Raw genomic sequence first — 8,620 nt, 5'->3', positions numbered from 1 at the left:
GAGACCCCGCAGTGTGGGTTTTCACGAGGAGGCTCGGGCGTTCGTCCGCGGAAAGGGAATGGTTCGTGCTCCTGGAGGCAAGAAAAAAAGCTTGTAGAAAAACACGGGGTTTCTCTACAAGCTGAGCACTGCAGGATGCAGTGCTTTTTTTTACAAAAAATTACTCAGTTGGATGAAATAGATCCATGGATAAAATTCACTTATAGTTTTTCTAAGTATCCCAGTTCCAATAGAGGGGGGGGGGCAGAAAGCCCTGCGTATGACTTTTTGCCAGTTATTGACACCTGCCGAAAACCTCTCTATCATAGGTGTAATGGCAGAAAGAGAGGTTAATTTCATGAAGCAGCGCATTAGGGAAAAACTATATATCTATTATTCCGCAGTCTTAGTTTTACATATTATCAATGTATTTTTGGAGATTCCATGGCTGCAATATATAGTCGGAGTTTTAGCCATCCCGATGCTTGGGATTTCGTTTATCTGGGCCAGTAAACTGTTCCGGATTCTCGGCGGATCCTTCATCGGAATAGGACTGATCATGTACATAAGCGCAGGTCTCCCGGCTGCCGAACTGCCCCTGTATCTGACATCGAATCTATTGATGCTGGCCTTCCTGTCAGTCCTGCCCTTCATTAACAGTGTGGTAAAAGCAGGCGGCTATGACGAGCAGATCAAAGGGTTGATGGAAGGCAATGTAAGCAACCTGGGAAACCTTTATATGAAAAGTCAGATAACAACATACATACTGATGACCTTCCTGAACCTGTCGGCGATCAATCTAACCCAGCAGCTGCTGATGGAGAATATGAGAAAAATGAACACGGCTGTCCGCAATGCCTTCATCAACAAAACGACGATACGGGCGTTTGCTCTGGCACTTGTTTGGAGCCCGATGGAAATTATTGTTGCCTTGGCGATAGAGGGGACAGGGGTCAGCTATCTCACCTATCTGCCATGGCTGTTGCTGATTTCTTTTCTTGCGCTCGGGGTGGATCTATTATTCGGCTGGAAAAACTTCCGGAGCATCCCATACTTAGAGAGTAATCCGGAAGTCCCTCCGCTACCGATGGGGGGCGTCATAAGGGAAATTATGAAGCTTATGTTTGCGCTGGTGCTGTTCCTCGCAGTGATTCTGATCGTCAACCACTATATGGGGCTGAATTTCATCTTGACCGTGACCTTGGTTATTCCGGTGTTCTCTTCCATTTGGGCACTTCTGATCCGGAAATGGAAGACATTCCGGCGGGATGGTTTGGCGGCCTGGAAACATCAGACTAGCCATATGCAGAACTTTATCATCCTGTTTATATCCTTGTCCCTGTTTTCAGGGGCGTTGAGCCAGACAGATCTTGTCGGTGTCATTCAAGGGCCGTTTCTGGCTATGGAGAATTACCCGGCAGTCGTTCTGCTATTGATCCTCATCACCTATTTCATCCTTGCCATGATCGGTATTCATCCAGTGGGGACGATTGCCATCCTGCTCGAAGTGCTGAATCCATTATTCGATGTATTCAATCCGTTGGCCATCGGGCTGGTGCTTATTGTTGCCGCCATGGCGACGGCGGCAGCGGGAACCTATGGGATAACCGTAACGATGACATCGATCAACACCTATCAGAATCCGTACAAGATAACACTTGCCAATCTGGCCTTCACCTTTGTATTCGGTGCTATCGGCATTATGGTAGCATTATTCCTTGTCTAAGCACGATGAACCTCGTCTGGACAGGCGGGGTTTTTCTTATGAATAAAAGGCAGGAATTTTCTCGGGAACAGGGGTTATTTGTGAGCATTCCATCATGTTAAAATGTTTTGTATGTTCAGACATATTTGGTGGTGGAGGTGGGTCAGGTGAAAAAAGAAAAAACAAGCAAGTTATATATGCTGGGCGCATGCTTCGGTATTACTGGATTCCTGCTGATTGTATTCAGCATCGACCTAGGAATTTCTATTACAGAAAATTGGCTGGTCGCCCAGGGCGGCTCCGTGGAGACTTCCGCGTATGAAAAGAGAGAGCAAAGCTATACCACCAACTTTCTTGTAATGGGCAGCATTTTATTCGGACTGGGATTATCTACTATTATACTTGGATTCTATACAATGCTGGATTATGAAGAATGACAGGATTCATATTGGATGAAATGCCTCTCTCCGTGACAAACGGGGAGTTTTTTTATGGTTAATTTTTTGTAAACTGAATATCCAGTATATTCTAGGACAAATGGGACATCGATTTTCTTCCCACGGCCGCTTCCTATAGTACTATCCCCCTGCCTTAGAACATATAAATGTAACAAGCTATTTCTTTAAGGGTTTTGGATGTGGACGTGCACAGTTTAAGAAGAAGGGGGTTTTAGTTAGTGGACTTTTTATCTGTTATACCGCCGATTGTTGCTGTGGTACTGGCCATTTTGACGAAGCGCGTGCTGTTTTCTTTGTTTATCAGTATTTGGGTGGGTGGGCTGATTGCGGCCGGGGGTAATCCCTTTGCGGCAGTTGGACTGACCTTCACCTGGATGAAGGATGTCATGGTTGATCCATGGAATGCCCGTTTTTTGGTCATGACGGCATTACTTGGAACCGGTGCCGCCTTTATGTTCAAGACAGGCGGGTCGGAAGGATTGATCAGGGTGATGCAGAAACGGCTGACGACTAAGAAGCGGGTGCTGTTCCTGCCGTATTTCCTAGGGCTGCTGATTTTCTTCAATGACTATGTGAATTCAGTCATCATCGGGAATGCCACCAAGGACATTGCGGCCAAATACAAGGTGTCCCGGGAAAAGCTAGCCTATATCATCGACTCCACCGCATCCCCGATTGCGACCATCGGCCCTGTGTCGGATTGGATCGGCTTTCAGGTCTCACTGGTGGCGGCGGCATTTGCCAGCATGAGTCTGGTCGGAGCGGAGCCATACTTCGCCTTTCTGCAGTCGATTCCCTGGAACTTTTATGCCATCCTCTGTTTGCTGGCCGTGCCGATGATCATTGCAGGCAAGGATTTTGGGCCGATGGCAAGAGCAGAGCACCGGGCCCACACCACAGGAAAGTTGGTTCCAGAGGGATCCACGCCACTTTCATCGGTGGATCAGGATCTTGGAGAGCCGCATAAAAAGGACGGCAGTGTATGGAACTTCATCCTGCCGTTGGTGACACTAATTACTGTCAGTATCTGGGGGCTGTGGTATTCCGGCGGCGGGGCAGAAGGGAAATCGTTGATGGATGCACTTGCCGACACAGATGTATCTGTGGCACTTACTTGGGGAGCTTTTGCCATGACGGTGGTGGGCATCATCCTGGCGGTCATTCAGGGGATGAGCCTGAAGTCCTGTGAGGATACCTTGCTTGGCGGGATTCGCACCATGCTGCCGGCACTGATCATCATTGTGCTGGCCTGGTCGATTGGTACGGTTACATCTGAACTCGGCACCGCAGAATTCGTCGTAGCAGCAACACAGGGCTGGATGACTGTTGCTCTCCTCCCATTTCTAGTGTTCGTGATAGCCATGTTCATTTCGTTTGCAACCGGTACTTCCTGGGGAACGATGTCCATCCTGACACCAATCGCTGTCCCCCTTGGCTATACGATGGGCGGGGAGGAACTTATTCCCATCATGATTGGGGCCATCTTTGCCGGTGCCATATTCGGTGACCATGTCTCGCCAATTTCTGATACAACGGTGATGGCATCAATTTTCTCGGAGTCCGATCATATTGCCCATGTAAATACCCAGATTCCATACGCACTAGTCCCTGCCGGAATTGCTGGTGTCCTTTATCTCCTATACACCGTAGTTGGCAGCAGTATTGTCTTGCTGGTTGCCGGTATAATTGCCCAGTATTTCATCCTAAGGTACCTTGGAAACAGACACGAGAGGCGGTATGGAAAGGCTGGATAAAATTGCTTCCTCATTTCTTATAAGGCCGGAAACAGTAGAAGCTGTTCCGGTCTTTTTGGTTTGAAACGGCATCTTGTTTGATGGAAGGGAGGTATAGTGTTATATTCCAATTAAACCGACAAATTTTATCAGAAAAATTTCACCTTAGGAGGAGATTAACGATGGCAGGATTTCCGTTATTTGTAGCTACTGAGTGGCTGGAAGAAAGGCTGGATGATCCAAAACTCCGTATCTTGGATGCAACCACTTATCTGAAGCCTACCGAAGGATACTACAAAGTTTGGTCAGGCAGGGAAGCCTATGACGAGGAGCATATACCAGGTGCGGTCTATGCCGATCTATATAAGGAGCTGTCACACCCAGATGCCCCTTTTGCCTTTACGATACCACCGAGGGAGCAGTTCGTGGAGAAAATCAGTGAACTTGGTGTAGGTGACGGAACATATGCCGTTGTTTATGACCGGGGCGCAGAGGTGGGCACGTCCACCGTGGCGAATGATTGGGCTTCCCGTCTTGCATGGCAGCTGAAGTATGAGGGATTTGATGATGTTGCTGTACTCGTAGGCGGATTTTCCAAATGGAAAGAAGAAGTCCGTCCTGTCTCAACCGAGCCAGGTTCTTATCCAAAAGCCAACTTTACCGGAGAGCGCAGGCCCGAGATGCTTGCGACCAAGGAAGATGTGAAGAAGGCGATGGAGGATGACGATGTTGTGCTGATCAATAGTCTCTCTGAAGCGGACTTTCGCGGCGAGACCAATACGTATAAGCGAAGCGGCCGGATCCCGGGCAGTGAACATGTTTTTTTCGGGTCCCATTCCAATCCGGAAACACAGGAGCTTCTGGAAGATAACAGAATCAGAGAGAACTTTGAGAAGGCTGGCGCATTAGATCCCGATAAAAAGGTCATTACCTACTGTGGCAGTGGAATTGCCGCCACCTGGAATGCCCTGCTATTGAATAAATTGGGACAAACTAATGTAGCAATGTATGACGGTTCGATGACTGAGTGGACGGAAGATCCATCCCTGCCATTGGAAAAAGGAGAAAAGTAAAAACGGGGTTCGACAAAACAAACTAATTTCCCGGGAAATAATTGAGATAGTGACATATAAGGGGAGCTTTGCGGCATGACCGCAAAGCTCCCTTTTAGCATTATTTCGGATCTCGGCACATCCCTGGGATAAGAAAGATATCAATCACGAGCCAAACCCACAGAATCGCCAGCGGAATCCAACCTATTAGGATGGCTGTTGTCGCCCAGCCGCTGATTCCAAGGAGCAGCTGGATGATACCAGTCCCGGCCCTGCCTGTATAGAAACGGTGGACACCGATTTGACCAAGGAAAAACCATAGGATATATGCAATTGCCAAACTTTTTTTATACATGCGGTCACCTCCTGCTTCTATATATATAACCTAAAATGAAGGAAGTGAATCAGGGCCGGTAGTATTGCTGCAATTTTGTATCTGGTATTTTTATAGAGTGATGGCTGTAATAGTCTTGACCAGGCCCGGCAAATCAAATAAAGTAGAAGATAAATTAAAGAATGAAGAGGGAAGAAATATGACTAGTTATGCAAAAGAAACACTAAAGAATTATCAACAGAAGAATGCTGATCGTGCACGGTTCCTGATCAACTGTCCGGACCGGCCGGGAATCGTAGCCGCAGTATCCCAGTTCCTGCAGGGGCATGGAGCGAATATTGTAGAATCCGATCAGTATACAATGGACCCGATGGGCGGGGAATTTTTCATCCGTATCGAATTTGACTGCCCGAATCTGATCCAGAAGTCCAAAAAATTGGAAGAGGATTTCCAGCCAATTGCAGAAGAATTCCAAATGGATTGGAAGATCATGTATGTGAGTGAAATCAAAAACATGGCGATCTTCGTATCCAAGGAACCTCATGCACTATTGGAATTGCTATGGGAATGGCAGTCCGGTGATCTGATGGCCAATATCGGTCTGGTGATCAGTAATCACGAAGATGCCCGTGAAATGGTAGAATCGCTGGGAATTCCGTTCTATTACATACCGGCAAATAAAGAAATACGCAGGCAAGTCGAGGAGAAACAGAAGGAATTGCTGGCCGAGTATGATATTGATGTGATTGTATTGGCCCGGTATATGCAGATCCTGACACCGGACTTTGTCGAAAGCTTTGAGAACAGAATCATCAATATCCACCACTCTTTTCTCCCGGCATTCGTAGGAGCAAAGCCATATGAGCGTGCCTACCAGCGCGGGGTAAAGATGATTGGTGCAACGTCCCACTATGTAACAAATGATTTAGATGAAGGGCCGATCATCGAGCAGGATATTGGAAGGGTGAACCACCACGACGATGTCGATGCCATGAAAAAGATCGGGCAGAAGATCGAGCGCAGTGTTCTGGCCCGTGCGGTGAAATGGCATCTTGATGACCGCATCATAGTCCATGGCAATAAAACGATTGTCTTTTAAGTAGATAACAGCATAAGCTTTCATGCTGACCAGGGATACGAGTCACTATCGATGTCGTATCCCTGTCTTTATATGTCTCCGAAATAGGTCGGCGGCAAGATAGGAGGGATTAAGTGGATATCAGACTGGAACAAGTCACAAAAAAACCAAATGATTGAAAATATAAAGGGTTACTTTGAAGAGGAACATGGAGAGAACTTGGGTAATCTGGCAGCAGAGAACTTTCTTGACTTTATCACGAAAGAAATCGGACCGTACTTCTATAATCAGGGCTTGGATGATGCTGGTGAAATGGTGGATCAGAAACTGGTGAATATGGAAGAGGATATACAATCATTGAAAAAAGCTGTTCATCATTTTGGAAAGAGGTAAAAGGAGACGAAGGAAGGCTGCAATTTTATATTATCCTGCTCAGAAAAAACAGGCCGCTGACGGCCTGTTTCTTTGATTATTATTTCTTTGGTTCTTCTGTCGGCTTCTCGTCGTCCATGATTTCGCTGGTTGCTTTTTTGAACGAGGAGAGTGTTTCGCCGAATGCTTTACCGATCTCCGGGAGTTTCTTCGGCCCGAAGATGATCAGGGAGATGAGCAGGATGAGAATCAAACCGGGTATTCCGATATTGGATAGTCCCATGGCACTGGCTCCTTTACTATCATGCGTATGGAGAATTGTTCTATAGCTAAAGTATAACCGTATGTATGGAAATATATACTTTACTAGAACCCGCTGCGGAAATATGCTTTGCTTTCCGCAGGGGGCCTAGGTGAGCCTCCTTATGTTATCGTACTGCGGGTCTCGCCTAGAGCTGTCCTTCCGCAGGAGTCTGCGCATATTTCCTCCGCTGATTCCGTGCATCGTTACACTTTTGATAGAAACAATTTAGTAGGTCCTAGCCCTTTTAATATCAAGATTGTTCTTTTTTAGGTTTTTCTGCAGTATCATCATCCTCCATTAAATCAGCTGCTGCTCTTTTGAAGGAGTGCAGTGTTTCCCCGAATGCTTTGCCAATTTCCGGCAGTTTTTTCGGTCCAAAGATGATCAAAGCGATAACTAGAATGAGAATCAGGCCGGGTATCCCTATGTTGGAAAGTCCCATGGTAGTCCTCCTTTTCTTACGATTTGTTGGGAAAATAATAAATTTCTTTGTATTTCCTTTACCCTAAATGTTTCGTTTTAAAGCAAAAGAGTAATATATAACAACAAAAAGAAAAAAGGTACAGGTTAATTAGTTAAAAATTTAAAGATAAGGATGAGGCTACCATGAATATTCTAATATGCAGTACAGGAAGCAGAGTGAAATTTGTGCAATACTTGAAAAAAGCATTAGAAAATGAAGGGGGCGGCAAGGTGATTGCTGCCGATTGGGATAAATATTCTCCCTCTTTATATACAGCAGATGAGGCGGAAGTAATTCCTCGGACGGACGAAGAGGGATATATTGATGAAGTGTTGGAGGTATGCCGCAAACATGACATCAAGGGCATTGTTCCTGTGCTTGATGAGGAAGTTCCATTACTTGCCCAACACAAGGAAAAGTTTGACAAACTAGGTGTGACCTTGGTACTCTCCAAACTGGAAATCGTGGAAATGTGCTGCGATAAATTGAAAACCTATGAATATTTGAAAGAGCGGAGTCTTCCTGGAGTACCGACCTATAATTTGCTGAAAGATGCAAAGGCTGGATTGGAAAGAGGGGAACTGGACTTCCCAATGGTAGTCAAGCCGGAAGATGGCAAAGCCAGTCAAGGTGTCCAGATAGTCGAGTCGGAGGCTGAACTGGAGGATGCGTTATCCCAAGAGGGGGAGTACATCATCCAGCCGCATCTCAAAGACCGTGAATATGGGGTGGATGCCTATATAGATATGGTCAGTGGAGAATTGGTGGACCTGTTCATCAAGGAGAAGTTTGAAATGACAGGCGGCGCCACCAGCAAGTCAATTTCCGTGAGAAATGAAGAATTGCAAGGACTTGTCCAGGACTTTATTTCCCAAGCGGAATTTGCCGGTCCGATCGATATCGACTGCTTTGAATATAATGGGAAGTTCTACCTTTCCGAGGTAAATCCCCGTTTCGGCGCAGGTTATCTCCACGCCTATGAGGCAGGCTGCGACTTTATGACCTACATTGTCCGCAATCTGAAAGGAGAAGAGAATCCTCCTTATCAGGGAAGCAGCTATGAGGATGGTGTAGCGATGCTGAAGTATCCGGAAGTGGTGCTTCACCGAATCGAATAGATTTCTTCAGGCAAAGGAGGCAAA

10 protein-coding genes are annotated in these 8,620 nt (G+C 46.4%); 7 read left to right on the top strand and 3 right to left on the bottom strand.

Going from position 1 to position 8,620, the window contains the following annotated elements; translation table 11 throughout:
* Positions 1–337: 337 nt before the first annotated feature.
* The 4 genes from ACFODW_RS15730 to ACFODW_RS15715 all read left to right on the top strand — a co-directional run bounded on the left by ACFODW_RS15730 (position 338) and on the right by ACFODW_RS15715 (position 4,948).
* On the top strand, positions 338–1,705 hold the full coding sequence (locus ACFODW_RS15730) for a hypothetical protein (RefSeq protein WP_390307743.1): 1,368 nt from the start codon (positions 338–340) through the stop codon (positions 1,703–1,705).
* Between the two features lie 146 nt (positions 1,706–1,851).
* Positions 1,852–2,121: a hypothetical protein gene (locus tag ACFODW_RS15725; protein WP_390307742.1), complete on the top strand. Its 270-nt coding sequence runs from the start codon at positions 1,852–1,854 to the stop codon at positions 2,119–2,121.
* Between the two features lie 239 nt (positions 2,122–2,360).
* On the top strand, positions 2,361–3,896 hold the full coding sequence (locus ACFODW_RS15720; protein ID WP_390307741.1) for a Na+/H+ antiporter NhaC family protein: 1,536 nt from the start codon (positions 2,361–2,363) through the stop codon (positions 3,894–3,896).
* 161 nt (positions 3,897–4,057) lie between these two features.
* Entirely contained in the window at positions 4,058–4,948 is an 891-nt protein-coding gene (locus ACFODW_RS15715; protein ID WP_390307740.1) for a sulfurtransferase, read from the top strand.
* A 100-nt stretch (positions 4,949–5,048) separates the two neighbouring features.
* Here the strand turns inward: ACFODW_RS15715 and ACFODW_RS15710 are convergent, their stop codons facing one another.
* Positions 5,049–5,282, bottom strand: a complete 234-nt coding sequence (locus ACFODW_RS15710; protein ID WP_390307739.1) for a TM2 domain-containing protein — start codon at positions 5,280–5,282, stop codon at positions 5,049–5,051.
* 178 nt (positions 5,283–5,460) lie between these two features.
* On the opposite strand from ACFODW_RS15710, the gene purU reads away from it, so the two are divergent.
* Together purU and ACFODW_RS15700 are read left to right on the top strand one after the other, a co-directional pair.
* A complete protein-coding gene (purU, locus tag ACFODW_RS15705; protein WP_390307738.1) occupies positions 5,461–6,360 on the top strand; it encodes a formyltetrahydrofolate deformylase in 900 nt (299 codons plus the stop codon).
* 99 nt (positions 6,361–6,459) lie between these two features.
* On the top strand, positions 6,460–6,732 hold the full coding sequence (locus ACFODW_RS15700) for a DUF2164 domain-containing protein (RefSeq protein WP_390307747.1): 273 nt from the start codon (positions 6,460–6,462) through the stop codon (positions 6,730–6,732).
* 79 nt (positions 6,733–6,811) lie between these two features.
* On the opposite strand, the gene tatA (ACFODW_RS15695) is transcribed toward ACFODW_RS15700, so the two are convergent.
* Complete coding sequence (gene tatA / locus ACFODW_RS15695) at positions 6,812–6,994, bottom strand: twin-arginine translocase TatA/TatE family subunit (RefSeq protein WP_390307737.1); 183 nt, start codon at positions 6,992–6,994, stop codon at positions 6,812–6,814.
* Between the two features lie 271 nt (positions 6,995–7,265).
* The gene (gene tatA, locus ACFODW_RS15690) at positions 7,266–7,457 is read right to left on the bottom strand and encodes a twin-arginine translocase TatA/TatE family subunit (protein ID WP_390307736.1); all 192 of its coding nucleotides are present in this window, start codon (positions 7,455–7,457) and stop codon (positions 7,266–7,268) included.
* A 164-nt stretch (positions 7,458–7,621) separates the two neighbouring features.
* Between tatA (ACFODW_RS15690) and ACFODW_RS15685 the strand changes: the two genes are divergently transcribed.
* Positions 7,622–8,596 carry an ATP-grasp domain-containing protein gene (locus ACFODW_RS15685; protein ID WP_390307735.1) on the top strand — a complete coding sequence of 325 codons (975 nt, stop codon included), beginning with the start codon at positions 7,622–7,624 and terminating at the stop codon, positions 8,594–8,596.
* Positions 8,597–8,620: the final 24 nt, after the last annotated feature.

Source organism: Virgibacillus sediminis (assembly GCF_042643265.1).
Lineage (GTDB): Bacteria > Bacillota > Bacilli > Bacillales > Amphibacillaceae > Virgibacillus_O > Virgibacillus_O sediminis.
This window is presented reverse-complemented; position numbering and strand designations above follow the sequence as displayed.